This window comes from Streptomyces sp. NPDC058864 (genome assembly GCF_042742985.1).
GTDB lineage: Bacteria > Actinomycetota > Actinomycetes > Streptomycetales > Streptomycetaceae > Actinacidiphila.
On the sequence record NZ_JBHYMQ010000049.1, the window covers coordinates 1 to 25553 of the forward strand.

A 25553-nucleotide genomic window follows, 5' to 3' on the forward strand; every position below is an offset into this window, starting at 1 on the left:
GCCTTGGCCCAGCCGGTGAAGTCGACCTCGCCGAGGCCGGCCCGGCCGCCCGGCGGCCCGCCGCGGTGGCGGTGGTCGCCCTGGCCGGCCGGGCCGCGCTCCGCGGCGCCGCCCGCCGGGGCGGACAGGAATGCGGCCCCCAGCAGGGCCGCGATGAGCATGACGATGACGGAGACCCCGGACTTCCCGGGCCTCCCGATGCGGGATTGCATGTTTCCCCCCAATGCACCGGTACGGAACAGGTCGCCGATTGTTCAGAGCGGCAATGCCCACTGTCAACATGATCATCGGATTCGCTTCTCGTTCGATTATCCATTCAGTCACGGAAACCAAAGCCCTCGGAAGGGTGAATTTCCCTTTCTCCGCACGCCCGGGAGCTGCGGCGATACGACACACGCCCGGTACGCGACCTCGGGTTTGACGCCGGAGCCGATGATCATCAAAAAGTATCTGCTAACTTCCTGCCCTGGAGTTCCGGGCCGCCTTTCGCACCGGAACACATTGGGGGGACTCACTCATGTACGGAAGGCCCGCACTGGGCACAATGCTGCCGCTGGCCGGTATGGCCACGGCTTCGAGGACCGTTCCTGGCATTCCGTTCGCCAGAGGTTTACAAATAGCGGCAGGAATGGGCTTCCTGCTGTATTGCCTGATCGCATTCGGTCTGATGGCGGCGAGACTCTGGCTCCGCCGGCCCTCGGCCCGTGCGGCGGCGGTCGACCGCCCCGCCGGGGGCGGGTCATGACCGGCCGGTTCGCCCTGTGGGCCGCGACCGCACTGATCGTGCTGGCCGGGACCTACAACAGCGCGCTGTTCCTGCTCTCCCGGCGGCACATCCGCCGGGTGCGCCAGCCGGGCCGGCAGCGCTTCTACGTCTTCCTGCTCGCCTGCCTCAACGAGGAGAAGGTCCTCGCCGAGAGCCTGGCCCGGATCGCCTCGCTGCCCGCCGACAGCTTCGTGGCGCTGGTCATCGACGACGCCTCCGACGACCGTACGGCCGAGGTCGCCCGGGCCGCCGACAGCTCACGGGTCCGGCTCTACCAGCGCCGCCTCCCCGACGCCCGGCGCGGCAAGGGCGCGGCGCTCAACGCGGGCGTGCGCCATCTGCGGGCCGCCGGGCTGCTCGGCCACCGCGCCCCCGAGGACGTCGTCATCTGCGTCGTCGACGCCGACGGCCGGCTCGACCCGCACACCATCCAGGCCGTCGACCCGTACTTCGACGACCCGGCCACCGGCGCCGTCCAGATCGGCGTCCGCATGTACAACCGGCACCTGGGTCTGCTCGCCCGGCTGCAGGACATGGAGTTCGTCGTCTACGGCGACGTCTTCCAGAGCGCCCGGCGCTTCCTCGGCAGCGTCGGCATGGGCGGCAACGGGCAGTTCATGCGGCTGTCCGCGCTCGACACGCTCGGCGGCGACGGCCCCTGGAGCGACAGCCTGACCGAGGACCTCGACCTCGGGGTCCGGCTGATCGCCCGCGGCTGGCGCAACCAGTACTGCACCACCGCCGCCGTCTCCCAGCAGGCCGTGCTCGACGTACGGCGGCTGGTGCGGCAGCGCTCCCGCTGGTTCCAGGGGCACCTGCAGTCCGCCAACCTGGTGCCGCTGATCCTGCGCGAGGTGGCCACCCGCCCGGCCCTGGACCTGCTGTACCACCTGTCCAGCCCGGTGCTGATCCTGCTCACCTCGCTGCTGCCGCTCTCCTTCCTGGTCGCCGTCGCCGGCACCGTCCTCGCCTCGTTCCAGGAGGGCCGGCCGCTGGTCTCGCCGATGTGGCTGCTCGGCCCGTACCTGCTCTCCTTCACCGCGGCCTACGTCTACGGCTTCGTCTACGCCAAGCGCGAGCGCACGCTCGGGCTGGTGCGCTCCGTCCTGGTGGCGCACGCATTCATCCTCTACGGCTACATCTGGTTCGCCGCGGGCTGGTGGGGGCTGTGCCGGATGCTCACCGGCAAGCGCACCTGGCTGAAGACCGCGCGCACCTGACGGCCCGCACTCCTTCTCGCCGGCCGATCACCGGCGCCACCGTCCCAGGGGGGAACCATGTCCGCTTACCCAGTCGATTTTCCCGAAGTGCCGGGAACCATCAGGGCGATGCTCGTCCTCGGCACCCGGCCCGAGGTGATCAAACTGGCCCCCGTGGCCCGCGCCATGGCGGCCTCGCGGCATTTCGAGCCGATCGTGGTCACCACCGGACAGCACCGCGAGATGCTCCACCAGATGCTGGACCTGCTGCAGGTGCCGGCCAAGGCCGGCCTCGACGTGATGCGCGAGCGCCAGCAGCTCTCGGAGCTGACGGCCCGTCTGGTGGAGGGACTCGGCGAGGTCATCAGGAACGACCGCCCGGACCTGGTGATCGTCCAGGGCGACACCACGACCGCGCTGGCCGGGGCGCTGGCCGCCTTCTACGAGCGGGTCCCGGTCGCACACGTCGAGGCGGGCCTGCGCACCGGAGTCCTCGACAACCCCTTCCCCGAGGAGCTCAACCGCCGGCTGATCGGGCGGATCGCCCGCTGGCACTTCGCCCCCACCCCGCGGGCCGCCGCCCACCTGCTCGCCGAGGGCACCCCCGACACCCAGGTGTTCACGACCGGCAACACAGTCATCGACAACCTGCTGTGGGTCCTGGGCGAGGGCGTGGGCCGCAGCGCCTTCCCCGGAAGCGGCCGCCGCCGGGTGCTGCTCACCCTGCACCGCCGGGAGAACCAGGGCGAGCGGATGCGCGCCATGGGCCGCGCGCTGCGCCGGCTCGGCCAGCGCGGGGACGTGGAGATCCTGCTGCCGCTGCACAAGAGCCCGGCCGTGCGCGACGCGCTGCTGCCCGAACTGACCGGCCACCACGCGGTCCACGTCGTCGAGCCACTGGGCTACCCCGACTTCGCGGCCACCCTCGCCGACTGCGAACTCGTCCTCACCGACTCCGGCGGCATCCAGGAGGAGGCGCCGAGCCTGGGCAAGCCCGCGCTGGTGCTGCGTACGACGACCGAGCGCCCGGAGGCCGTGGAGGCGGGCGCGGCCCGGCTGATCGGCACCGACCCCGAGGCGATCCTGACCGCCGCGGGCCGGCTGCTGGACGACCCGGCCGAGTACCACCGGATGGCGACCGCGGGCAATCCCTTCGGCGACGGCCGGGCGGCCGAACGCGTCCTCGCCCAGCTCGCCGAGGACTTCGGGGAGGACGTGCCCACGGGGCTCTCCTCCGCGGTCCGGCCACCGCGCGCCCCGGAGCCCTCCCCCGCGGCATGACCACCGCCACGAGGTCCTCCGCGCCCGGGCCCCTCCGTCCCCCGCGGCGGAGGGGCCCGCGGTCCACCGGGCTGCTGCTCGCCCTGCTGCTGGTGGTCGGCGTGGTGTACGCCTGCCAGGAACGCGGGAGCGCCGGGCCCGGCTGGACGGACGGCACCGTGCACGGGCCCTGGCTGTCGGTGTACGACGGCTACGGCGACAACCGCGGGGACGCCACGTCACTGCTGCTCACCCCGGGCGCGGCGGACCGGCCGGACGTCACCCACGCGGGGCTGGTGGTCTCCACCGAGGAGTTCGGGGACATGGTGTACGCGGCGCGGACCCGGACGCTCCGTCAGCTGCGCACCCCCCGCCCCAACCCCTGGGAGGTGCCGTGGCTGGTCTGGGCGTACCGCGACCCGGAGCACTTCTACTACGTCGCCCTCAAGCCCAACGGCTGGGAGCTGGGCAAGCGCGACCCGGCCTATCCGGGCGGCCAGCGTTTCCTGGCCACCGGTGCGACACCGTTCCCCACCGGGCACGGGTACCGGATCGAGGTGGAGCAGCGTGGTCCCACGTTCACGATCACGGTCGACGGGAGTTTCCTGACTACGTTCACGGACGCCGAACGCCCCTACGCACGGGGCGCGGTGGGCGCCTACACCGAGGACGCCCGGGTGGAGTTCCGCGACATGGCAGTGCGGCGCCTGCCCCCGGTCGGGTGAGGGCAGGCGCCGCGTTCCGTTCCGTACGCCCTTGTACGGGACGTCTCAGGTGTGACGGAGGGTCAGACCGTCAGGGGGCGATCCGTCGGACGGATCGGGGCCGGCAGGATGCTCGCGCCGGTGAGGTAGTGGTCCACCGCGCGGGCCGCGGAACGGCCCTCGGCGATGGCCCACACGATCAACGACTGGCCGCGGCCCGCGTCACCGGCGACGAAGACCCCGTCCACGTTGGTGGTGAAGTCCTTGTCGCGGGCGATGTTGCCGCGGGCGTCGAGCTCCAGGCCGAGCTGCTCGACCAGGCCGTTGCGCTGGTCGGTGCCGGTGAAGCCCATGGCGAGGGTGACCAGTTCGGCCGGGATGACCTTCTCGGTGCCGGGCTGCGGCACGAACTTCCCGTCCTGGAATTCGACCTCGACCAGGTGCAGCGCCTTGACGTTGCCGTCCTCGTCGCCCTCGAACCTCGCGGTGTTGACGGCGTAGACGCGCTCGCCGCCCTCCTCGTGGGCCGAGGTGACCTTGTAGGTCATCGGCATGGTCGGCCAGGGCTGGTGGGCCGGGCGGTCGTCCGTCGGCCGCGGCATGATCTCCAGCTGGGTGACCGAACGGGCGCCCTGGCGGTGCGCGGTGCCGACACAGTCGGCGCCGGTGTCGCCACCGCCGATGACGACCACGTGCTTGCCCTCGGCGGAGACCGGTGGGGCGACGAAGTCGCCCTCCTGCACCTTGTTGGCGAGCGGCAGGTACTCCATCGCCTGGTAGATGCCGCCGAGTTCACGGCCCTCGACGGGCAGGTCGCGCCACTGGGTGGCACCCGCGGCGATGACCACGGCGTCGTAGCGCTTGCGCAGCTTGGCGCCGTCCATGTCGCGGCCGATCTCGACACCGGTGCGGAACTTGGTGCCCTCCGCGCGCATCTGCTCGATGCGGCGGTTGATGTGCCGCTTCTCCATCTTGAACTCGGGGATGCCGTAGCGCAGCAGACCGCCGATGCGGTCGGCCCGCTCGTACACCGCGACCGTGTGGCCGGCCCGGGTCAGCTGCTGGGCGGCGGCGAGGCCCGCCGGGCCGGAGCCGATGACGGCGACGGTCTTGCCGGAGAGCCGGTCCGGGGGCTGCGGGGTGACGTCCCCGCTGTCCCAGGCCCGGTCGATGATGGTGACCTCGACGTTCTTGATGGTCACCGCCGGCTGGTTGATGCCGAGCACACAGGCGGACTCGCAGGGGGCCGGGCAGAGGCGACCGGTGAACTCCGGGAAGTTGTTGGTCGCGTGCAGGCGCTCGCTGGCGGCCTTCCAGTCCTCACGGTAGGCGTAGTCGTTCCACTCGGGGATCAGGTTCCCCAGCGGACAGCCGTTGTGGCAGAAGGGGATGCCGCAGTCCATGCAGCGTCCGGCCTGCTTGGTGATGATCGGCAGCAGGCCGCCGGGAACGTAGACCTCGTTCCAGTCCTGCTTGCGCTCCTCGACCGGGCGGGTCGGAGCGGTCTCGCGGGGCGTGGTGAGGAAGCCCTTCGGGTCAGCCATTTGCCGCCTCCATCATCTTCGCGACGGTCTCGGACTCGGAGAGCCCGGCTTGCTCGGCGGCGTTCTTGGCGGCGAGCACTGCCTTGTAGTCCCTCGGCATGACCTTGCCGAAGCGGGTGAGGGTGTGACCCCAGTCGGCGAGCAGGCGCTCGGCGACGGTCGAACCCGTCTCCTCCTGGTGGCGGCGCACCACGTCGTGCAGCCACTTGATGTCGTCGGCCTCCAGCTCCTCGACGTTGACCATTCCGGTGTTGACGTTGTCCGGGTCGAGGTCGAGGACGTACGCGATGCCACCGGACATGCCGGCCGCGAAGTTGCGGCCCGTCGGGCCGAGGACGAGCGCGCGGCCGCCGGTCATGTACTCGCAGCCGTGGTCGCCCACGCCCTCGGACACGACGGTGGCGCCGGAGTTGCGGACGCAGAAGCGCTCGCCGGTGGTGCCGCGCAGGAAGAGCTCGCCGCCGGTGGCGCCGTAGGCGATCGTGTTGCCGGCGATCGTCGAGTACTCGGCGAGGTGGTCGGCGCCCCGGTCGGGGCGGACGACGATCCGGCCGCCGGACAGGCCCTTGCCGACGTAGTCGTTGGCGTCGCCCTCCAGGCGGAGCGTGATGCCCTTGGGGAGGAAGGCGCCGAAGGACTGGCCCGCGGAGCCGGTCAGGGTGATGTCGACGGTGTCGTCGGGCAGGCCCGCACCACCGTACTTCTTGGTCACCTCGTGGCCGAGCATGGTGCCGACCGTGCGGTTGACGTTGCGGATCGCGACCTGGGCGCGGACCGGGTCGCCGTTGGCGAGGGCGTCACCGGCGAGCGCGATCAGCTCGTTGTCGAGCGCCTTCTCCAGACCGTGGTCCTGGTCGGTGGTGCGGTGCATGGCCGCGCCCTCGGGCAGCTCGGGCACGTGGAAGAGCGGGGCCAGGTCCAGTCCCTGCGCCTTCCAGTGGTCGACGGCCGCGGTGGTGTCGATCAGCTCGGCGTGGCCGACGGCCTCCTCGATGGAGCGGAAGCCCAGCTCGGCGAGGAGCTCGCGGACCTCCTGCGCGATGAACTCGAAGAAGTTCACCACGTACTCGGCCTTGCCGGAGAAGCGGTCGCGCAGCACCGGGTTCTGGGTGGCGATGCCGACCGGACAGGTGTCCAGGTGGCACACCCGCATCATCACGCAGCCGGAGACCACCAGCGGCGCGGTCGCGAAGCCGAACTCCTCGGCGCCCAGCAGGGCGGCGATGACGACGTCGCGGCCGGTCTTCAGCTGGCCGTCGGTCTGCACCACGATGCGGTCGCGCAGGCCGTTGAGCAGCAGCGTCTGCTGGGTCTCGGCCAGGCCCAGCTCCCAGGGGCCGCCCGCGTGCTTCAGCGAGGTCAGCGGGGAGGCGCCGGTGCCGCCGTCGTGGCCGGAGATCAGCACCACGTCCGCATGGGCCTTGGAGACACCCGCCGCGACCGTGCCGACGCCGACCTCGGAGACCAGCTTCACGTGGATGCGGGCCTGCGGGTTGGCGTTCTTCAGGTCGTGGATCAGCTGCGCCAGGTCCTCGATGGAGTAGATGTCGTGGTGCGGCGGCGGCGAGATCAGGCCGACGCCGGGGGTGCTGTGCCGGGTCCTGGCCACCCACGGGTAGACCTTGTGGCCGGGCAGCTGGCCGCCCTCGCCGGGCTTGGCGCCCTGGGCCATCTTGATCTGGATGTCGTCCGCGTTGACCAGGTACTCCGAGGTGACGCCGAAGCGGCCGGAGGCGACCTGCTTGATCGCGGAGCGGCGCGCCGGGTCGTACAGGCGGTCCGGGTCCTCGCCGCCCTCGCCGGTGTTGGACTTGCCGCCCAGCTGGTTCATGGCGATGGCCAGCGTCTCGTGCGCCTCGCGCGAGATGGAGCCGTACGACATGGCGCCGGTGGAGAAGCGCCGGACGATCTCGGAGACCGGCTCGACCTCGTCGACGGAGATCGGTGCGCGCTCGCCGTCCTTGAGCCGGAACAGGCCGCGCAGCGTCATCAGGCGCTCGGACTGCTCGTTCACCCGGTCCGTGTACTGCTTGAAGATGTCGTAGCGGCGCGAGCGGGTGGCGTGCTGCAGCCGGAAGACCGTCTCCGGGTCGAACAGGTGCGGCTCGCCCTCGCGGCGCCACTGGTACTCGCCGCCGATCTCCAGCCGGCGGTGCGCCGGGGCGATGCCGGAGGCGGGATAGGCCTTGGCGTGCCGGGCGGCGACCTCCTTGGCGACCACGTCGATCCCGGCGCCGCCGATCTTGGAGGTGGTGCCGTGGAAGTAGGTGTCGACGAAGTCGGTGTCCAGGCCGATGGCCTCGAAGACCTGCGCGCCGCGGTAGGAGGCGACGGTGGAGATGCCCATCTTGGACATCACCTTGAGCACGCCCTTGCCCAGCGCCTTGATCAGGTTCCTGATGGCCGCCTCGGGCTCCAGGCCCTGGAGGAAGGTGCCGGCGCGCAGCAGGTCCTCGACCGACTCCATCGCCAGGTACGGGTTGACCGCCGCGGCGCCGTAGCCGATGAGCAGTGCGACGTGGTGCACCTCGCGGACGTCGCCGGCCTCGACCAGCAGGCCCACCTGGGTGCGCTGCTTGGTGCGGATGAGGTGATGGTGGACGGCGGAGGTGAGCAGCAGCGACGGGATCGGCGCGTGCTCGGCGTCCGAGTGCCGGTCGGAGAGCACGATCAGCCGGGCGCCGTCCTCGATGGCGGCGTCCGCCTCGGCGCAGATCTCGGTGAGCCGCGCGGCCAGCGCCTCGCCGCCGCCGGAGACCCGGTACAGGCCCGACAGGGTCGCGGCCTTCAGGCCCGGCAGGTCGCCGTCGGCGTTGATGTGGATGAGCTTGGCCAGCTCGTCGTTGTCGATCACCGGGAACGGCAGGGTGATGTTGCGGCAGGAGGCCGGGGAGGGCTCCAGCAGGTTGCCGGACGGGCCGACGGCGCTGATCAGCGAGGTGACCAGCTCCTCCCGGATGGCGTCCAGCGGCGGGTTGGTGACCTGTGCGAACAGCTGGGTGAAGTAGTCGAAGAGCAGCCGGGGCCGCTCGGACAGCGCCGCGATCGGCGAGTCGGTGCCCATGGAACCCAGCGGCTCGCCGCCGGTCTTGGCCATCGGCGCCAGGATGATCCGCAGCTCCTCCTCGGTGTAGCCGAAGGTCTGCTGGCGGCGGGTGACCGAGGCGTGGGTGTGCACGATGTGCTCGCGCTCGGGCAGGTCGTTGAGGTGGATCAGGCCGGCGTCCAGCCACTCCGCGTACGGGTGCTCGGCGGCGAGCTGGGCCTTGATCTCGTCGTCCTCGATGATCCGGTGCCGGGCCGTGTCGACCAGGAACATCTTCCCGGGCTGCAGCCGGCCCTTGCGGACCACCTTGTCCGCGGCGATGTCGTCCAGCACGCCGGACTCGGAGGCGAGCACGACCAGGCCGTCGTCGGTGACCCAGTAGCGGCCGGGGCGCAGGCCGTTGCGGTCCAGGACGGCGCCGACGACCGAGCCGTCGGTGAAGGTGACGCAGGCCGGGCCGTCCCAGGGCTCCATCAGGGTGGAGTGGTACTGGTAGAAGGCGCGCCGGTCCGCGTCCATGGAGTCGTGGTTCTCCCACGCCTCGGGGATCATCATCAGAACGCTGTGCGGCAGCGAGCGGCCGCCGAGGTGGAGCAGCTCCAGCACCTCGTCGAAGGTCGCCGTGTCGGAGGCGTCCGGGGTGCAGACCGGGAAGATCCGCTCCAGGTCCCCGCCGAAGAGGTCCGAGGCGAGCTGGGACTCGCGGGCGCGCATCCAGTTGCGGTTGCCCTTGACGGTGTTGATCTCACCGTTGTGGGCGACGAAGCGGTACGGGTGCGCCAGCGGCCAGCTGGGGAAGGTGTTGGTGGAGAAACGCGAGTGCACCAGGGCGATCGCGGTGGCGATGCGCTCGTCGGACAGGTCCGGGAAGAAGGGCTCCAGCTGGCCGGTGGTCAGCATGCCCTTGTAGACGAGCGTGCGGGCCGACAGCGACGGGAAGTAGACGTCCGCCTCGCGCTCGGCGCGCTTGCGCAGCACGAAGGCCGGGCGGTCGAGGTCGATCCCGGACCGGGAACCCCCGGCGTCCGCGACGAAGAGCTGGGAGAAGTACGGCATCGTCGAGCGGGCGGTGGCGCCCAGGCTCGCGGGGTCGGTCGGCACCTCTCGCCAGCCGAGGACGGCGAGGCCCTCCTCGGCGGCCAGCCGCTCGATGGACTCGACGGCCTTGCGGCGGTCCTCGTCCTCGACGGGCAGGAAGGCCGTACCGACCGCGTACCGGCCGGCGGCGGGCAGCTCGAAGCCGGCGACCGCCCTCAGGAACGCGTCCGGGACCTGCATCAGGATGCCCGCGCCGTCGCCGGAGTCCGGCTCGGAGCCGGTGGCCCCGCGGTGCTCCAGGTTGCGCAGCACGGTCAGGGCCTGCTCCACGAGCGCGTGGTCAGCCTCACCGGTGAGGGTTGCCACGAAACCGACGCCACAGGCGTCGTGCTCGTTGCGGGGGTCGTACATCCCCTGGGGGGCGGGACGCCCGTCCATGTGGGACCGGCCGGATCCGGAGCCGGCGGCCTGGGGGTGCGTGGACGCGGAACGCATCGGCTCTCCCGTCGTCGTCATCTGGCATATGACATGCGCACTAGGGACGACGTTGGCCCTCTGCGATTTCGTGCAGGTTACATGATGGCCGGATGGCCGAAAAGTGGATAGCCAGTTCCATCATGTGGACTAAGCAGCGCTACGAGCAGGCAGTTTTGGGCCAGCATCGCTCACGTGAGACGCAGGCGACACTGCCCACGGCGCCACAGACTGATGCCCTGTGTCGGTCGCGCTGAAACGAGCGGGTAACACGTGGCTTGTGGCCGTCACCCGGCTCAACCGACGGCGGTGCCGAACAGCGCGCCCAGAACGAAGGTAACCCCGGCGGCGGCTCCGCCCAAGACGAGCTGCCGGAGTCCGCTGAACCACCAGCTGCGCGCCGTCACACGCGCCACAGCCGCCCCGCAGAGGAAGAGACCGACCAGCGCGACGATCACCGCGGGCCAGACGACCGTTGCGCCGAACAGGTAAGGGAGCACCGGCAGCAGGGCGCCGATGCCGAAGGACAGGAACGAGGAACCGGCCGCGACCAGCGGCGACGGCAGGTCGGTCGGGTCGACGCCCAGCTCCTCGCGGGCGTGGATCTCCAGGGCCTGCTCCGGGTCCCTGGACATCTGGCGGGCCACCTCTTCGGCCAGCTCCGGCTCGACGCCACGGGCGACGTACAGCGCGGCCAGTTCGCGCAGCTCGTCCTTGGGGTTGCGGCGCAGTTCCAGCCGCTCGACGTCCAGCTCCGCCTGGACCAGCTCCCGCTGGGACGCGACCGAGGTGTACTCGCCCGCGGCCATCGAGAAAGCGCCCGCCGCGAGTCCCGCCAATCCGGTGATCACGATGGTGGAGGGGGCCACGTTGCCGCCGGCGACACCGGTCATGAGCGCCAGGTTCGACACCAGGCCGTCCATCGCCCCGAACACGGCCGGACGCAGCCAGCCGCCGCTCACGTCCCGGTGCGTGTGGTGGGCCACATGGTACGGCGTGGCCTGCTCGTCCTCCCCCGGCGTCCGCTCGGGGGCCGGGCCCAGTGCGCTGCGCTCCATGGCCGACGTCATGGTCAAGGTGCTCCTTCCCCCGGGGCGGCTATCCCCCGTCCCTCCCTCGAACGCCTCGACCGTACGCTCGAATTCCCTGCGTTTCCAGCAAGGAAAGCCTGCCTTACCTGCGAAAACGTGCCCCGGCCGGAAACGCCGCGGCCGCCGTCACCAGGTGGTGAACGGCGGCCGCGGGGCTGTGCGACGTGCGTGTCAGAGGTTCTTGGCGGGCTTGGCCTCGGCGTCGACGGGGACGCCGACGCCGTCCTCCTCGTCCCGGTCCGGATCGGACTCCGCCTCGCCGGCTTCCGCCTTCTTCCCGCCCGGCGCCTGCGCATCCGCGGCGTCCGCGTCCTTGGCGTCCGTGTCCTTCGCGTCGGGGTCCGTGTCCTGCGCGGAGGACACCGCCGCGGCGACGGCCGCCGGCTCGACGACCTCCTCACGGCCCGGCCGCAGCCTCGCCGAGACCACGATGTACGCCACGGCGGCGACGAAGACCAGGATCGACGTCCAGTCGTTGAGCCGCAGGCCCAGGACGTGGTGGGCGTCGTCGACGCGCAGGTACTCGATCCAGAAGCGCCCGACGGTGTACGCCGCGACGTAGAGCGCGAAGGCCCGGCCGTGGCCGAGCTTGAAGCGCCGGTCGGCCCAGATGACCAGCAGGGCCACGCCGACGCACCACAGCGACTCGTAGAGGAAGGTCGGATGGTACGTCGCGGCGTCCAGGCTGTCCGCCGGCCGGTGGGCGCTGTCGATCTTCAGCGCCCAGGGCAGGTCGGTGGCGCGCCCGTAGAGCTCCTGGTTGAACCAGTTGCCCCAGCGGCCGATGGCCTGGGCGAAGGCGATGCCGGGAGCCACGGCGTCGGCGTACGCGGGAAGCGAGATGCCGCGGCGCCGGCAGGCGATCCAGGCGCCGAGGGCGCCCAGGGCGATGGCGCCCCAGATACCGAGGCCGCCCTCCCAGATCTTGAACGCGTTGACCCAGTCCTTGCCCTCGCCGAAGTAGAGCTCGTAACTGGTGATCACGTGGTAGAGGCGGCCGCCGACCAGGCCGAACGGCACCGCCCAGACGGCGATGTCCGCGACCGTGGTCTTCAGTCCGCCGCGGGCGACCCATCGCCTGCCGCCGAGCCACACGGCAACGAAGACACCGATGATGATGCAGAAGGCATAGCCGCGCAGAGGGATGGGGCCGAGGTGGATGACCCCGCGCGACGGGCTGGGAATGAAGGCGATGAATTCCATGGCACTGCCGACGCTACCGTGCCGGGCGGGTGCGGCGGGCACCCGCCCGGCAACGGCTGGATAACGGGCGGAGGGCTCAGCCGCTCTGCGAGGCCGTGGCGGAGCCCTCCGCGGGCGCCGATCCCGGAGCCGATCCCGGAGCGCCCGGGGCGCCGGACGCGCTCTTCGGGGTGGCTCCCTGGGTCGCCGTGCCGGGCTTCTTGCCCTTGTTGGCCTCGGTGACCAGCTGCTTCAGCCGGTCCGCGGTCAGGTTGGGCTGCCCCTTCGCGAGCAGGTTCTCCCCGCCGTTGAGCAGGATGGTGGGCGTGGAGTTGAAGCCGGCGGCGCCGAAGGCCGCGTTGTTGGCGTTCACCCAGTCGTCGTACGTGCCGTCCTTCACGCAGGTGGTGAAGGCGGAGGTCTTCAGGCCCGGCACCTTGCCCGCCAGCTCCAGCAGGTGGTTCTTGTCGGCGAAGCGGTCGTCGTTCTCCTGCGGCTGGTTCTGGTACAGGACGTCGTGGTACGCGCGGAACTTGCCCTCGTCCTGGGCGCAGGCCGCGGCGTTGGCGGCGTTGAGCGAGCCGGTGCCGCCCAGGTTCCCGTCGATGAGCCGGACGAGGTGGTACTCGACCTTGAGCTGACCCTGGTCCTGGAGACCGTGGATGGTGTCGCGGAGCTCGTTCTCGTACGCCGCGCAGGCCGGGCAGCGGAAGTCCTCGTACACGGTCAGCGTGGACGGGGCGTCGCTCGCGCCGTTGGGGAGGGCCAGCTTGTCCTTGCCCGTCGCGCCCACCGGGGTCAGGGCCGGGGCGCCGGCACTGCCGCCGCTGTTGGACACCACGATCCCGATGATCGCGCCGACGGCCAGGACCCCGACCACGGAGCCCGCGACGATCAGCGTCCTCTTTCGCTTCTGCCGCCGCTGGTCCACCGCGCGCTGCTCCTGCAGCCGGTCCCGGGCACTGCGCTTTCCTTCACGGTTCTTCTCGCTCACACCCAGGCACAACGAACCGGGGGCACGCTCGCGCGTACCCCCGGCCCATGTTTCGCCCGGAAGAGTGAGGCCGAGCGCGGGGCGCCGCTACCGGCGGACGCCCCGGGCGAGGTCCGCCGCGAGCTCGCGCACTCCGGCCAGGCCCTGCTCCAGGTCCGGCGCGTCCAGCAGCCGCTTGACGAACGCCGAGCCGACGATCACCCCGTCCGCGAAGCCCGCCACCTCGGCGGCCTGGGCGGCGTTGGAGACGCCCAGGCCCACGCAGACCGGCAGCTCCGTCTGGGCACGGGTGCGCCGCACCAGGTCGGCCGCCTCGGCCCCGACGCTCTCGCGGGTGCCGGTGACGCCCATCAGCGAGGCGGCGTAGACGAAGCCGGAGCCCGCCGCAGTGATCTTCGCCAGCCGCTCGTCCCGGCTGCTCGGGGCGACCACGAACACCGTGGCCAGTCCGTGCTGCTCGGCGGCCTTCCGCCACACCTCGGACTCCTCCACCGGCAGGTCCGGCAGGATGCATCCGGCGCCGCCGGCCTCCGCCAGTTCGGCCGCGAAGCGCTCGGCGCCGTAGCGGTCGACCGGGTTCCAGTACGTCATGACCAGGACCGGCTTCCCGGTCGCGGCGTGCGCCTCGCGCACCGTGCGCAGCACGTCCTTGATCCGCACGCCGCCGCGCAGCGCGATGTCGTCCGCGGTCTGGATGACGGGGCCGTCCAGCACGGGGTCGCTGTGCGGCAGGCCGATCTCGACGACGTCGGCGCCGCCCTCCAGGGCCGCCTTCGCGGCCTCGATGCCGCCCTCGACGGTCGGGAAGCCCGCCGGGAGGTAGGCCACCAGGGCGGCGCGTCCCTCGGCCCTGGCACCGGCCAGGGTCCGGTCCAGCAGCTCGATCTGCCCGCTCACCGCTGTGCTCCCTCAGCCTCGTCGTACAGCCCGAAGTAGCGGGCGGCCGTGTCCATGTCCTTGTCGCCGCGCCCGGAGAGGTTGACCAGGACCAGGCCCTCCGCGCCGAGTTCCCGGCCGACCTGCAGCGCACCCGCGAGCGCGTGGGCGCTCTCGATGGCCGGGATGATGCCCTCGGTGCGGGACAGCAGGCGCAGCGCCTGCATCGCCTCGTCGTCGGTGACCGGGCGGTACTCGGCGCGACCGGTCTCCTTGAGGTAGGCGTGCTCGGGGCCGATGCCGGGGTAGTCCAGGCCGGCCGAGATCGAGTACGGCTCGGTGATCTGGCCCTCGTCGTCCTGCAGGACGTAACTGCGGGAGCCGTGCAGGATGCCGGGCTCCCCGACGGTCAGGGTCGCCGCGTGCTCGCCGGAGTCCACGCCGTGGCCGGCCGCCTCCAGGCCCAGCAGGCGCACCCCCTCGTCCGGGATGAAGGCGTGGAACAGGCCGATCGCGTTGGACCCGCCGCCCACGCAGGCGGCGACCACGTCCGGCAGCCGCCCCGCGCGCTCCAGGACCTGGCGGCGTGCCTCGACGCCGATGACGCGGTGGAAGTCGCGCACCATCGCCGGGAAGGGGTGCGGGCCCGCGACCGTGCCGAACAGGTAGTGGGTGCGGTCCACGTTGGCGACCCAGTCGCGGAACGCCTCGTTGATGGCGTCCTTCAGCGTGCGGCTGCCCGACTTCACCGGGATGACCTCGGCGCCGAGGATGCGCATCCGGGCCACGTTGAGCGCCTGGCGCTCGGTGTCGACCTCGCCCATGTAGACGGTGCACTCCAGGCCGAACATGGCGCAGGCGGTGGCCGTGGCCACTCCGTGCTGGCCGGCGCCGGTCTCGGCGATGACCCGGGTCTTGCCCATGCGCTTGGTGAGCAGCGCCTGGCCCAGCACGTTGTTGATCTTGTGCGAGCCGGTGTGGTTGAGGTCCTCCCGCTTGAGGAAGACCCGCGCCCCGCCGGCGTGCTCCGCGAACCGCGGCACCTCGGTGAGCGGGCTGGGGCGGCCGGTGTAGTGCACCAGCAGGTCGTTCAGCTCCGCGGCGAAGGCGGGGTCGGACTTCGCCTTGTCGTACTCCACGGCGACCTCGTCCACGGCGGCGACCAGCGCCTCCGGGATGAACTTGCCGCCGAACCGGCCGAAGTAGCCCTCGGCGCTGGGCACCCGGCCCTCGGGGTCGGGGATGAAGAAGTCTTCGGACATGACGTTCTCGGCTCCTTCGGGGGCGCGCGTCGGCAGCCCCCAGGGTTTCGCGTACCAATGGTCACGTTACGGCGCCGGCGGCGCGATGGGCGCCGCCCGCGGCATGGGCGCGCGTCCACGGCCGGGGAGCACGGCGGGGCGGTCACCGGCGGGACGCCGGTGGGCACACCCGTGCCCCGGTCATCAGGAGGACGGCGCCGCCGTCAGCGCCATCGGCGCCCGTTGATCTGACCCGGCTCGCAGCCGATGTGGTAGCGCACGCGGCGGCCGAGGACGCGCCGCGCGGGCGCGCGGCAGCCACGGGGACGGCAGCCCCGGGCCAGTCGCGCGTACGTCGTCATGGTGCCGGTCAGCCCCGTCCGTGGCGCAGCGCGGGGTGCGCGCCGGCGGCGACGAGATCGGCCACGGCGGCCTTGGGGTCCCGGCCGGTCACCAGGGACTCGCCGACGAGCACGGCGTCGGCGCCGTCGTTGGCGTAGGCGATGAGGTCGTGCGGGCCGCGGACGCCGGACTCGGCCACCTTGACGATGTGGTCCGGGATCTCCGGGGCGACGCGGGCGAAGGTACCGCGGTCGACCTCGAGGGTCTTGAGGTTGCGTGCGTTGACGCCGATGATGCGGGCGCCCGCGTCGACGGCCCGCTCGACCTCCTCCTCGTCGTGCACCTCGACCAGCGGGGTGAGCCCGATGGACTCGGCCCGCTCGATCAAGGACACCAGCGCGTCCTGCTCCAGCGCCGCGACGATCAGCAGCGCCAGGTCGGCACCGTAGGCGCGGGCCTCCCAGAGCTGGTAGGCGGTGACGATGAAGTCCTTGCGGAGCACGGGGATGTCGACCTTGCCGCGGACGGCCTCGAGGTCGGCCAGCGAGCCGCCGAAGCGGCGCTGCTCGGTGAGGACCGAGATCACGGCGGCGCCGCCCGCCTCGTAGTCCGCGGCGAGGCCCGCGGGGTCGGCGATGGCGGCGAGGGCGCCCTTGGAGGGGCTGGACCGCTTGACCTCGCAGATGACCTTGACGCTGTCCCCCCGCAGGGCCGCCACACCGTCCTTGGCGTCGCGCGCCTTCGCGGCCCGCTCCTTGAGCTCGTCGAGGGAGACCCGGGCCTGCCGCTCGGCGAGGTCCTCGCGGACTCCGTCGATGATCTCGTCGAGCACACTCACGCGAGAGGACCCCTTCCGAAAGCGAAACGATCAAGCCAGTGAGATGTTCCACCGGCACTGCGATGGTAACCGCCGGGGGGCGGAGGACCCGCATCCGGCGGAGCGCCGGCGCACCTGCCGGACCGGCCGGGCGCCTCTTCGACGCAGGTCAGGGCGCCAGCGCGGACCCGAACGGAAGGTTCCGGACGACGGTGAAGAGCAGTACGACGCCCGCGATCGTCCACCAGTGCACGGCCCGCAGCGGGAGAGCGAAGGACCTGCCGCGCAGGGTCCGGGTGAACCAGACCGTCCACAGCACGGCGAAGAGCAGATACCCCGCCACGGCAAGCGCGTTGAGGCCGACCGCCGTCCCGAAGTCGCCGTGCACGACCGCGTACGCGCTGCGCAGCCCGCCGCAGCCCGGGCAGTACACGCCCCCGTACTGCAGCAGCGGGCAGACCGGGTAGTGCCCGGCCTCGTTCGGGTCGAAGGTGCCGACGTACGCGAAGGCGGCGGCGACACCGCCGAGGACGCCCAGCGGGGCGGCGAGGTCACTCGGCTTCGGCCTGGCGGCAGTCTCGGTCACCCGGTGATTGTCCCGCGTCGCGCCCGCCCGGAACAGCCGGGGTGGCCGGAAAGCGCGGAGCCGCCGCCGGCTGATGCGCCGGCGGCGGCTCCGTGGGCTCGCCCGTTGCCGGGGGTCAGCCGCGCTGCTTCTCCGGCATCGGCTTGCCGAGGCCCGCGGCGCGCATGCCGAGACCGACGACACCGCCCAGGGCGGCGACCGCCAGGCCGGCGAACATACCGATCGGCTCCGCCAGGACGACGAAGGCAGCCGCGACGCAGAAGCCGATGAAGGCGATGGTCACGCCGGTCCAGGCGGCAGGGGTGTGTCCGTGGCTGTTGCCCGCCATGAGTGCTCCCAAGTCGTTCTTCGAGAAAGGTCGTCAGTTCGTCCGCCCGCGCGACGACGCGGGTCACGCGCCATTGTCCCCCGTTGCGCTCACGCTCCGCGCGCGGGGGGTGGCCCGGCGCGTCAGGGCGTCTCGGTGGGGTCCTCACCGCGGTCCAGCGCCTTCCACAGCTCCTCGGGGCGCTCCTCCCCGCCGGCTGGTGCGGCGGTGCGGGCGGGACGCGCCGGCTTCGGGGTGTCGCGGTCGTACCGGTTCGACATGCCGGGCCAGGTCCGGGCGCGCAGCAGGGCGACGGTGCCGGCGAGCAGCAGGAGCACGCCGCCGGCCGCGGAGACGCCCGGCCAAGCGCTGGTGGAGGACGCGGAGACGGTGGTACGGGACAGGCCGCTGGCGGTCGCCGCGGCCGCGTCCAGGGCCGCGGTGTCGCCGAACGCGAGCAGCGCCGCCACGAGGGCCCCGGCACCGCACAGCGCGAGCAGCCCGCCGACGAGCAGCCGGGCCGCTCCCCGTACGGCGAAGACCGCCACGAGGGCGGCGAGGCCCACCAGCGCGAGCGCGCCCGGCACCCCGGTGACCTGGTGGCCGGCGACGCTGACCGGCACCCCGCCATCGGCGAACGGGGCGCTGCCCTCCTGCCAGGTCTTGCCCGAGGCCAGGAGCACGACCGCGGCGCCGAGCACGCCGCTCGCCAGGGCGAGGACGATGCTGCCGCGGCCGGCCGGCCGGCGGTCCGCGGGCCCGGCGGCCGGTTCTGAGACGGTGCTGGGCTGGGGTACGGAGCTGCTCACCCGACCACTATCCCCCGTCGCCGCGCCGCTCCGGCACGCGGGGCCCGCCCGGCGCCGGTCACGCCCCCGGGCGCATCCGGTTGGCCGTGCCGACGGCGCGGAGCACCGCGGCCGCCTTGTTCCGGCACTCGGTGTCCTCGCTGACCGGGTCGGAGTCGGCGACGATGCCGGCGCCGGCCTGCACGTAGGCGGTCCCGTCGCGCAGCACCGCGGTGCGGATGGCGATGGCGGTGTCGGAGTCCCCGGCGAAGTCCAGGTAGCCGACGGCACCCCCGTACAGTCCGCGCCGGGTGGGCTCCAGCTCGTCGATGATCTGCATCGCGCGCGGCTTGGGCGCGCCCGACAGGGTGCCCGCGGGGAAGCAGGCGGTGAGGACGTCGAAGGCCGTGCGGCCGGCGCCGAGGCTGCCGGTGACGGTGGAGACGATGTGCATGACGTGGCTGTAGCGCTCGATCGACATGAAGTCGACGACCTCGACGCTGCCGGGCTCGCAGACCCTGCCGAGGTCGTTGCGGCCCAGGTCGACGAGCATCAGGTGCTCGGCGCGCTCCTTCGGGTCGGCGAGCAGTTCGTCGGCGAGCGCCTGGTCCTCCTGGGGTGTCGCCCCGCGCGGCCGGGTGCCGGCGATGGGGTGCACCATGGCCCGGCCGTCCTCGACCTTCACCAGCGCCTCGGGGCTGGAGCCCACGACGTCGAAGCCGTCGAAGCGCAGCAGGTACATGTACGGCGAGGGGTTGGTGGCCCGCAGCACCCGGTAGACGTCCAGGGCGCTCGCCGGGCAGGGCGTCTCGAACCGCTGCGAGGGCACGACCTGGAAGGCGTCGCCGGCCCGGATGTACTCCTTGGTGGTCTCCACCGCGGCCTGGTACGCGGCGCCGCCGAAGCGCGAGGTGACCTCCTCCGGGAGCCGGGAGGGCGGCAGTTCGGCGGGCGCGGAGTCCACGGGGCGGGACAGGTCGGCGGTCATGGCGTCGAGCCGCCGCACGGCCTCGGCGTACGCCTCGTCGACGCCGGTGTCGAGGTCGTTGTGGTTGATCGCGTTGGCGATCAGCAGCACCGAGCCGTCCCAGTGGTCGAGCACCGCGAGGTCGGAGGTGAGCAGCATGGTGAGCTCGGGCAGCCCCAGGTCGTCGCGGGCGTGGTCGCCGATGCGCTCCAGGCGGCGTACGACGTCGTAGCCGAGGTAACCGACCATGCCCCCGGTGAACGGCGGCAGTCCGGCGTCGTCGTGCAGGTCGCGCGGGGTGTGCAGGGCCTCGACCGTGACCCGCAGCGCCTCCAGCGGGTCGCCGCCGGCCGGCACGCCGACCGGGGGCGTGCCGAGCCAGAGGGCCTGGCCGTCGCGTTCGGTCAGGGTGGCGGCGCTGCGGACGCCGACGAAGGAGTAGCGGGACCACGAGCGGCCGTTCTCCGCGGACTCCAGCAGGAAGGTGCCGGGGCGCTCGGCGGCGAGCTTCCGGTACAGGCCGACCGGGGTGTCCCCGTCGGCCAGCAGCCTCCTGCTGACCGGGATGACACGGCGGTCCTGCGCCAGCTTGCGGAAGGTGTCGAGGTCGGGGGTGACGGTGCCCGTGGTCATGCTCCGCAGCCTAGTGCCCGGGCGCGGCCGGTTCAGGACAGCGGCAGTTCACCGGCGTCGAAGCAGGTGCGGTCGCCGGTGTGGCAGGCCGCCCCGACCTGGTCGACCTTGACCAGGATCGTGTCGCCGTCGCAGTCCAGGGCCACCGACTTCACGTGCTGGACGTGCCCGGACGTGTCGCCCTTGACCCAGTACTCCTGACGGCTGCGGCTCCAGTAGGTGCAGCGGCCGGTGGTGAGGGTGCGGTGCAGCGCCTCGTCGTCCATCCATCCGAGCATGAGGACTTCGCCGGTGTCGTACTGCTGCGCGACGGCGGGCACGAGGCCGTCGGCGGTGCGCTTGAGACGGGCGGCGACGGCTGGGTCGAGCGGGGATTCCATACCCCCCATTCTGCCCGCTCCGGGCGGTGCGACTTCGGCTCCTGCCCTCACCCCGCTCACCCGTATGGGGCATGCTTCGTCCATGAGTTTTCCTCCGCCGTCGCCGCCCGACGACCCGCGCTCCGGACAGGGCGGCGGTTTTGGGCCGCCCCCGGGGGGTTTCGGCCCGCCGCAGTACCAGCCCCAGCCGCAGTACCAGCCCCAGCCGTTGCCGCAGTACCAGAACCAGCCGCAGTTCCCCGGGCCGCCGCAGCAGGGCGGCGGTTACGGCTACCCGCCCGCGCCGCAGCCGCCGCGCGGCGGTGGCGGCGCGAAGGTGGCCGCGATCGTCATCGGAGCGGTCGTCCTGATAGCCGTCGTGGTCGGCGGCCTGGCCATCGCGCTGAGCGGCGGCGAGGACGACGACAAGACCGCCACCGGCTCCACGAGCGGCAGCCCCACGGCCTCCGCCCCCGCCACCGAGGACACCGCGACCGCGTCCACGGAGCCGGACCCCTCGGAGACCTTCCGCAAGTACGTCGTGCTCAGCCCCGGCGAGTGCTTCGACGACCCGGGCCTGGACAGCAGCGTCACCGAGGTCACCACGGTCTCCTGCAACGGCCCGCACGACGCCGAGGTCATCGCCAACGAGACCATCACGGGCACCTTCGCCACCGAGGCCGCGCTCAAGGCCAAGGTCCTGAAGCTGTGCGAGGCGGACGCCGCCAAGCGCCTGAAGGACGTCAAGGACAACCCCGGGTACTTCTACTACGCGCTGTACCCGAAGCTCACGGGCTACCAGTCGCAGGGCACGAACACCGTCTCCTGCTCCCTGACCCTCAGCAACAAGCCGGACGGCAAGAAGCTGACCAAACCGCTGCCGTAGCTGCTGCCCACCGGCGGGGGCCGGACGTAGGCTGACGGCATGTCGACTCATGCCCAGCGTGAACGTCTGCTCCTCGCCGACCTGCTGGAGAGTGCCGGCCCCGAGGCGCCAACCCTCTGCGAGGGCTGGACCACCCGCGACCTCGCCGCCCACGTCGTGGTGCGGGAGCGTCGCGGTGACGCCTCGGCCGGCCTGGTCATCCCCTTCCTCGCGGACCGGTCGGAGCGGGTGCGCAAGGAATTCGCCGAACGGCCCTACCAGGAACTGATCCGGCTGATCCGCACCGGGCCGCCGCGGCTGTCGCCGTTCGCCCTCAAGCAGATCGACGAGGCCGCCAACACCGTCGAGTTCTACGTCCACGCCGAGGACGTGCGCCGGGCCCAGCCGGACTGGTCGCCGCGCGAACTGGACGCCGTCTTCGCCGACCTGCTCTGGTCCCGGCTGGAGCGCTCGGCCCGTCTGCTGGGCCGCAAGTCCCCGGTCGGCGTGGTGCTGCGCCGTCCGGACGGCCAGACCGCGGTGGCGCACCGCGGCGCCCCGGTCGTCACGGTGACCGGGGAGCCCGGAGAGCTGCTGCTGTTCGCCTTCGGCCGGCAGGACTCCGCCCGGGTGGAGACGGAGGGCGACAAGGACGCGGTGACCCGGCTGTACGACGCCAGGCTCGGGATCTCCTCCTGAGTCCGGCTACCCGGGGCGGCGGGCGAGTTCCGCCCGCCGCAGCGCCGGCGTGGCGAGTCCCACGACGGCCCCCGCGGCCGCGACCGCCGCGCTCGCCACGAACACCGGCTGCGGACCCCACGCTCCGATGGCGGCACCGGTGAGCGGATAGCTCATCGGTGCGACGCCGAGCGAGAACAGCGCGGCCACCGAACCGACCCGGCCGAGGTAGGCGGGTTCGGTGAAGGTCTGCAGCAGGGCACCGCACAGCGCGCCGCTCAGCCCTGCCACCAGGCCGACCACGACCGCCAGGGCGACCGCTCCCGGCAGCGCGGCGACGAAGCCGAAGGCGGCCACCGCGAGCGCCGCCAGACCCAGGCAGCAGGCCTGGACCAGCCCCGCGCGCGGCAGCCGGCCGCGTACCGTCAGCAGCAGCGAGGCGGCACCCGCCCCGGCGCCGAAGCCGCTGACGATCCAGCCGAGCCCCGCGGCGCCCCAGCCCCGGTCGGCGGCGACCAGCGCGAGGCCGATGTTGAACGGCCCGGCGAAGCCGAGCTCGCCGACCGCGATGACGACCATGAGGGCGGCGAGCACGCGCCGTCCGTGTATGTGGCGCAGTCCCTCCACCAGGTCCCGCCACGCGGTGCCGTCCTCCCGTGCGGCCCGGTCGTCGGGCGGCAGCGGGGCGATGCGGACGGCGAGCAGCAGCACGAGCGAGACCGCGAAAAGCACGCCCGCGGCCGCGAACGCGGCGGCGGCGCCCCCGGTCGCGACGGCCGTGCCGCCCAGCGACGCCCCGGCCACGTTGCCGACACGCATCGCGATGCCCTTCATCCCGTGCAGCCGGCCCAGTTGGTCCGGGCCGGTGATCCGGGGAGGCAGGGCGCCGACCGCGGGCAGGAACACCGCGTCCACGGCGCCGAAGAGCAGCGCGACCACGGCCAGCGCCCACAGCCCGGGGGTGGTGAGGGCGAGCAGCGCGGCCGCGGCAAACATCACCGCGCACCGGGTCAGGTCGCTGCCGATGACGATGCGGCGCGGCCCGAACCGGTCGGCCAGCACTCCGCCGCCGAGCATCAGCACCGCGCGCGGCACGGCGCCCGCGGCGACCACCAGCCCGGCCCGCCCGGGGTCCCCGGCACGGGTGGCGGCCCAGGACAGGGCGAGGAACCACACGGCGTCGCCGACGAGCGAGGCGGTGAACGCGGCGAGCCAGCGCAGGACGTTGGGGTCGCGGTGGGCGGGGGCAGGGGAGGGGGACCGGGGCGGTGCGGCGATGGCGGGCGCCGTCATGAGGTCGCGGCTCCTTCGGGGTTCACGGCCGGTAGGGGAATCCGTACAGGTGCACCGCGACGTGCTCGCGGCCCTCGGTGTCGCCCGCCTCCTCGGCGGCGCGCCCGCGGTCGGTCCAGCGCTTCATCAGCTCGCCCAGTTCCTCGCCGAACCGGTGCATCTCGTCGGCGGTGAGCCGGGGCATGTACTCGGAGCTGAAGGAGGCGTCGGTCCACTCCTTGCCCCAGGCGAGCTGCTGGTCGAGGTAGGCGGCGTAGCGCGCGTACCGGGTGGCGAGGAGCTGCCGGGTCACCTCGCCCATGACGGCGGCGCCCTCGGGGCGGTCGGCGAAGTCCGAGCTGCGGAAGGTGAATCCGCGCTCGGAGCTGACCTTCCACCACCGCTCGCGGCCGTCCGAGCTCTGTCCGGGGGCCTCGGTGATGAAGCCGTGCGCGGCGAGCTTGCGCAGGTGGTAGCTGACCAGCGAGACCGCCTCGTCGACCTGGTCGGCCAGCTGCGAGGCGGTCGCGGTGCGGGCGGTGAACAGGGCGCGGTAGAGCTCGATGCGCAGCGGGTGCGTGAAGACCTTGAGCGCGTCGAGGTCGGTGATCCTGCGGGGGTCCGCGGCGTTCTCTTCCGTCTCTTCCTCGGGCATACCCAGGAGGCTAGACAGGAAAGGAAATTTGCGCAACGGAAATTGCGCAACTGATCCTGCGCATCGGGGCTACCCTCTGCGGCCATGGACACGAACCAGGGTGGGACGGGAACGGACGCAGGGTCGGCCGGGCCCGGGATACCGGTGCCGCGCCCGGGCGAGACCTGGGCCGTCGGGGCGGTGGTCCTCGACGGGGAGGGCAGGGCCTTCGCCCAGCGCCGCTCCCCCGGCCGCAGGCTCTTCCCGGACTGCTGGGACATCGTCGGCGGCCACGTGGAGCCCGGCGAGACCCTCCTGGCGGCCCTGGCCCGCGAGGTGGAGGTGGGGTCCCCCATGCCGAAGGCCAGGGGAGAGACCGGCTGGCGGCTGCGCGCCGTGCGGCGGCTGATCGGGGTGTCCACCTGGGAGGGCGACGACGGCCAAGGCCTGCGCCACGAGGCGGACTTCGTGGTCGACGTCGACGGGGACCTCGCGCGTCCGCGCCTGGAGCCGGGCAAGCACACGGAGTACGGCTGGTTCGGGCCGGAGGATCTCGAACGGCTGAAGGAGAACCGGGCGTCCGGTGAGACCCTGGTGCACGACGTGATCGCCGCAGCGCTCGACCTCCGTGGGTGACGTGTGCCGTACCTGAAGCTGCTCCGCCGGCCCCATGTGGGCCGGTTGCTGTCCGGTTCCCTCGTCGGACGGCTGCCGACCGCCATGGCGGCCCTGGCCATCGCGCTGGCGCTGCGCGCGGCCGGCGCCGACTACCGGCTGGTCGGCGCCGCCGGGGGCGTCTACGCGCTGTCCGGGGCGATCGGCGGGCCGCTGCTCGGCCGCTGGGTGGACCGGCTGGGCCAGCCGCGCGTGCTGATCGTCTCGGCGCTGGTCTCTGCCGCCGGCTTCGTGGCGCTGGCCGCCGCACCGGGCAGCACGGCGGTGGCGGTGCTCGGTCCGGCCGTCGCCGGGGCCGCGTCGCCGCCGCTGGAGCCGTGCCTGCGGGCGCTGTGGCCCGATCTGGTGGAGCCGGACGAACTGGAGTCGGCGTACGCCGTGGACGCGGGCGCCCAGGAACTGGTCTTCATCGGCGGCCCGTTGCTGGTCGGCGGGCTGGCCGTGGCCGGCCCGCCCCGGCTGGCGCTGCTGGCCGCGGCCGCCCTCGGGGTAGTGGGTGCGCTCTCCGTCGCGACCTCCGCGCCCTCCCGTGCCTGGGCCTCCGCCGCCCGTTCCGTGCACTGGCTGGGGCCGCTGCGCAGCCGGGCCCTGGTGGTGCTGCTGTGCGCGCTGACCGGCTGCGGCTGGGCGCTGGGCACGTTCAACGTCCTCGCCGTCGCCTACTCCGAGCGCCACCCGCTGCCCGGCGGCGCGGGCACCCTCCTGGCGCTGAACTCGACCGGCGCCCTGGCCGGCGCCCTGCTGATCGCCGCCCTGCCCTGGCGGGCGGACGCGGCCACGAAGGCGGCCGTCACCGGCGCCGGGATGGCCCTCACCTTCTGGCCCTTCACCCTGGTCCCCGGCCCGCTGCCGATGGCGCTGATCGCCCTGCTCAGCGGGGTGTTCTTCGCACCGCTGCTCACCGTGGTCTTCCGCCTCACCGGCGAACTGGCCCCGGCGGGCACCGTCACCGAGGCCTTCGCCTGGCTGGTCACCCTGGTCACCACGGGCATCGCGGGCGGCTCCGCCGTCAGCGGCCTCATCCTCGCCGACGGCTCCCTCCGAGCGGCCGCCGTCAGCGCCGCGGGCGGCGTCACCCTCTCCGCCCTCACCCTCGCCGCCGCGCGCCCCCTCCTGGCCCACGACCGCCTCGCCGTACGGACCGCCGGCCAGGCCCAGCAGGGTGGCCAGGCCTAGCAGGGTCAACGGCCCGGCACGACGGGGCCCGCCCCGACA

At 72.8% G+C, this 25553-nt stretch carries 24 protein-coding genes; 7 read left to right on the plus strand and 17 right to left on the minus strand.

Annotation, left to right across the window (positions count from 1 at the left end):
- A partial coding sequence (locus tag ACFW3D_RS29270; RefSeq protein WP_500508947.1) for a hypothetical protein occupies positions 1–212 on the minus strand: 212 nt, incomplete at its 3' end.
- 529 nt (positions 213–741) lie between these two features.
- Between ACFW3D_RS29270 and ACFW3D_RS29275 the strand changes: the two genes are divergently transcribed.
- Genes ACFW3D_RS29275 through ACFW3D_RS29285 form a run of 3 tightly spaced genes read left to right on the plus strand, consistent with a single transcriptional unit; the run spans position 742 to position 3950 of the window.
- Positions 742–1986: a glycosyltransferase family 2 protein gene (locus ACFW3D_RS29275; protein WP_500508950.1), complete on the plus strand. Its 1245-nt coding sequence runs from the start codon at positions 742–744 to the stop codon at positions 1984–1986.
- Positions 1987–2043: 57 nt separating this feature from the next.
- Positions 2044–3246: a non-hydrolyzing UDP-N-acetylglucosamine 2-epimerase gene (gene wecB, locus ACFW3D_RS29280; protein ID WP_500508952.1), complete on the plus strand. Its 1203-nt coding sequence runs from the start codon at positions 2044–2046 to the stop codon at positions 3244–3246.
- The gene (locus tag ACFW3D_RS29285) at positions 3243–3950 is read left to right on the plus strand and encodes a calcium-binding protein (protein ID WP_500508955.1); all 708 of its coding nucleotides are present in this window, start codon (positions 3243–3245) and stop codon (positions 3948–3950) included. Before wecB ends, ACFW3D_RS29285 begins: the two co-directional genes overlap by 4 nt.
- 62 nt (positions 3951–4012) lie before the next feature.
- Here the strand turns inward: ACFW3D_RS29285 and ACFW3D_RS29290 are convergent, their stop codons facing one another.
- The 14 genes from ACFW3D_RS29290 to hisI form a co-directional block, all read right to left on the minus strand.
- Positions 4013–5473, minus strand: coding sequence for a glutamate synthase subunit beta (locus tag ACFW3D_RS29290; protein WP_500508958.1), 1461 nt, complete (start codon positions 5471–5473; stop codon positions 4013–4015).
- A complete protein-coding gene (gene gltB / locus ACFW3D_RS29295; RefSeq protein WP_500509061.1) occupies positions 5466–10052 on the minus strand; it encodes a glutamate synthase large subunit in 4587 nt (1528 codons plus the stop codon). The genes ACFW3D_RS29290 and gltB overlap by 8 nt, the downstream gene beginning before the upstream one ends.
- 275 nt (positions 10053–10327) lie before the next feature.
- A complete protein-coding gene (locus ACFW3D_RS29300; protein WP_500509063.1) occupies positions 10328–11089 on the minus strand; it encodes a VIT1/CCC1 transporter family protein in 762 nt (253 codons plus the stop codon).
- A gap of 204 nt (positions 11090–11293) precedes the next feature.
- Entirely contained in the window at positions 11294–12325 is a 1032-nt protein-coding gene (gene lgt, locus ACFW3D_RS29305; RefSeq protein ID WP_500508961.1) for a prolipoprotein diacylglyceryl transferase, read from the minus strand.
- A 76-nt stretch (positions 12326–12401) separates the two neighbouring features.
- Positions 12402–13298, minus strand: coding sequence for a DsbA family protein (locus ACFW3D_RS29310; protein WP_500508963.1), 897 nt, complete (start codon positions 13296–13298; stop codon positions 12402–12404).
- An 87-nt stretch (positions 13299–13385) separates the two neighbouring features.
- Positions 13386–14195: a tryptophan synthase subunit alpha gene (gene trpA / locus ACFW3D_RS29315; protein WP_500508965.1), complete on the minus strand. Its 810-nt coding sequence runs from the start codon at positions 14193–14195 to the stop codon at positions 13386–13388.
- On the minus strand, positions 14192–15436 hold the full coding sequence (gene trpB, locus ACFW3D_RS29320; RefSeq protein ID WP_500508968.1) for a tryptophan synthase subunit beta: 1245 nt from the start codon (positions 15434–15436) through the stop codon (positions 14192–14194). Before trpB ends, trpA begins: the two co-directional genes overlap by 4 nt.
- 203 nt (positions 15437–15639) lie before the next feature.
- On the minus strand, positions 15640–15777 hold the full coding sequence (gene trpM, locus ACFW3D_RS29325; protein ID WP_431959897.1) for a tryptophan biosynthesis modulator TrpM: 138 nt from the start codon (positions 15775–15777) through the stop codon (positions 15640–15642).
- A gap of 8 nt (positions 15778–15785) precedes the next feature.
- Positions 15786–16595 carry an indole-3-glycerol phosphate synthase TrpC gene (gene trpC / locus ACFW3D_RS29330; RefSeq protein ID WP_500459465.1) on the minus strand — a complete coding sequence of 270 codons (810 nt, stop codon included), beginning with the start codon at positions 16593–16595 and terminating at the stop codon, positions 15786–15788.
- A gap of 148 nt (positions 16596–16743) precedes the next feature.
- Positions 16744–17160 (minus strand): DUF2752 domain-containing protein, encoded by a 417-nt coding sequence (locus ACFW3D_RS29335; protein WP_500508970.1) that lies wholly within the window; start codon positions 17158–17160, stop codon positions 16744–16746.
- 115 nt (positions 17161–17275) lie between these two features.
- Positions 17276–17488, minus strand: coding sequence for an HGxxPAAW family protein (locus tag ACFW3D_RS29340; protein ID WP_499607934.1), 213 nt, complete (start codon positions 17486–17488; stop codon positions 17276–17278).
- A 122-nt stretch (positions 17489–17610) separates the two neighbouring features.
- Positions 17611–18276: a TIGR02234 family membrane protein gene (locus ACFW3D_RS29345; protein ID WP_500508972.1), complete on the minus strand. Its 666-nt coding sequence runs from the start codon at positions 18274–18276 to the stop codon at positions 17611–17613.
- Positions 18277–18334: 58 nt separating this feature from the next.
- Positions 18335–19855, minus strand: coding sequence for an anthranilate synthase component I (locus tag ACFW3D_RS29350; RefSeq protein WP_500508974.1), 1521 nt, complete (start codon positions 19853–19855; stop codon positions 18335–18337).
- Positions 19856–19887: 32 nt separating this feature from the next.
- Entirely contained in the window at positions 19888–20235 is a 348-nt protein-coding gene (gene hisI, locus ACFW3D_RS29355; RefSeq protein ID WP_500508977.1) for a phosphoribosyl-AMP cyclohydrolase, read from the minus strand.
- Positions 20236–20317: 82 nt separating this feature from the next.
- Between hisI and ACFW3D_RS29360 the strand changes: the two genes are divergently transcribed.
- Both ACFW3D_RS29360 and ACFW3D_RS29365 read left to right on the plus strand, forming a co-directional pair.
- A complete protein-coding gene (locus ACFW3D_RS29360) occupies positions 20318–21100 on the plus strand; it encodes a hypothetical protein (protein WP_500508979.1) in 783 nt (260 codons plus the stop codon).
- Positions 21101–21139: 39 nt separating this feature from the next.
- Positions 21140–21778 carry a TIGR03085 family metal-binding protein gene (locus ACFW3D_RS29365; protein ID WP_500508981.1) on the plus strand — a complete coding sequence of 213 codons (639 nt, stop codon included), beginning with the start codon at positions 21140–21142 and terminating at the stop codon, positions 21776–21778.
- A 6-nt stretch (positions 21779–21784) separates the two neighbouring features.
- Here the strand turns inward: ACFW3D_RS29365 and ACFW3D_RS29370 are convergent, their stop codons facing one another.
- Positions 21785–23050: an MFS transporter gene (locus ACFW3D_RS29370; RefSeq protein WP_500508983.1), complete on the minus strand. Its 1266-nt coding sequence runs from the start codon at positions 23048–23050 to the stop codon at positions 21785–21787.
- Between the two features lie 22 nt (positions 23051–23072).
- Positions 23073–23684 carry a helix-turn-helix domain-containing protein gene (locus ACFW3D_RS29375; protein WP_500508985.1) on the minus strand — a complete coding sequence of 204 codons (612 nt, stop codon included), beginning with the start codon at positions 23682–23684 and terminating at the stop codon, positions 23073–23075.
- 84 nt (positions 23685–23768) lie between these two features.
- Between ACFW3D_RS29375 and ACFW3D_RS29380 the strand changes: the two genes are divergently transcribed.
- Both ACFW3D_RS29380 and ACFW3D_RS29385 read left to right on the plus strand, forming a co-directional pair.
- Positions 23769–24299: an NUDIX hydrolase gene (locus ACFW3D_RS29380; RefSeq protein ID WP_500508987.1), complete on the plus strand. Its 531-nt coding sequence runs from the start codon at positions 23769–23771 to the stop codon at positions 24297–24299.
- A gap of 3 nt (positions 24300–24302) precedes the next feature.
- Positions 24303–25514, plus strand: a complete 1212-nt coding sequence (locus ACFW3D_RS29385) for an MFS transporter (protein WP_500508989.1) — start codon at positions 24303–24305, stop codon at positions 25512–25514.
- Positions 25515–25553: the final 39 nt, after the last annotated feature.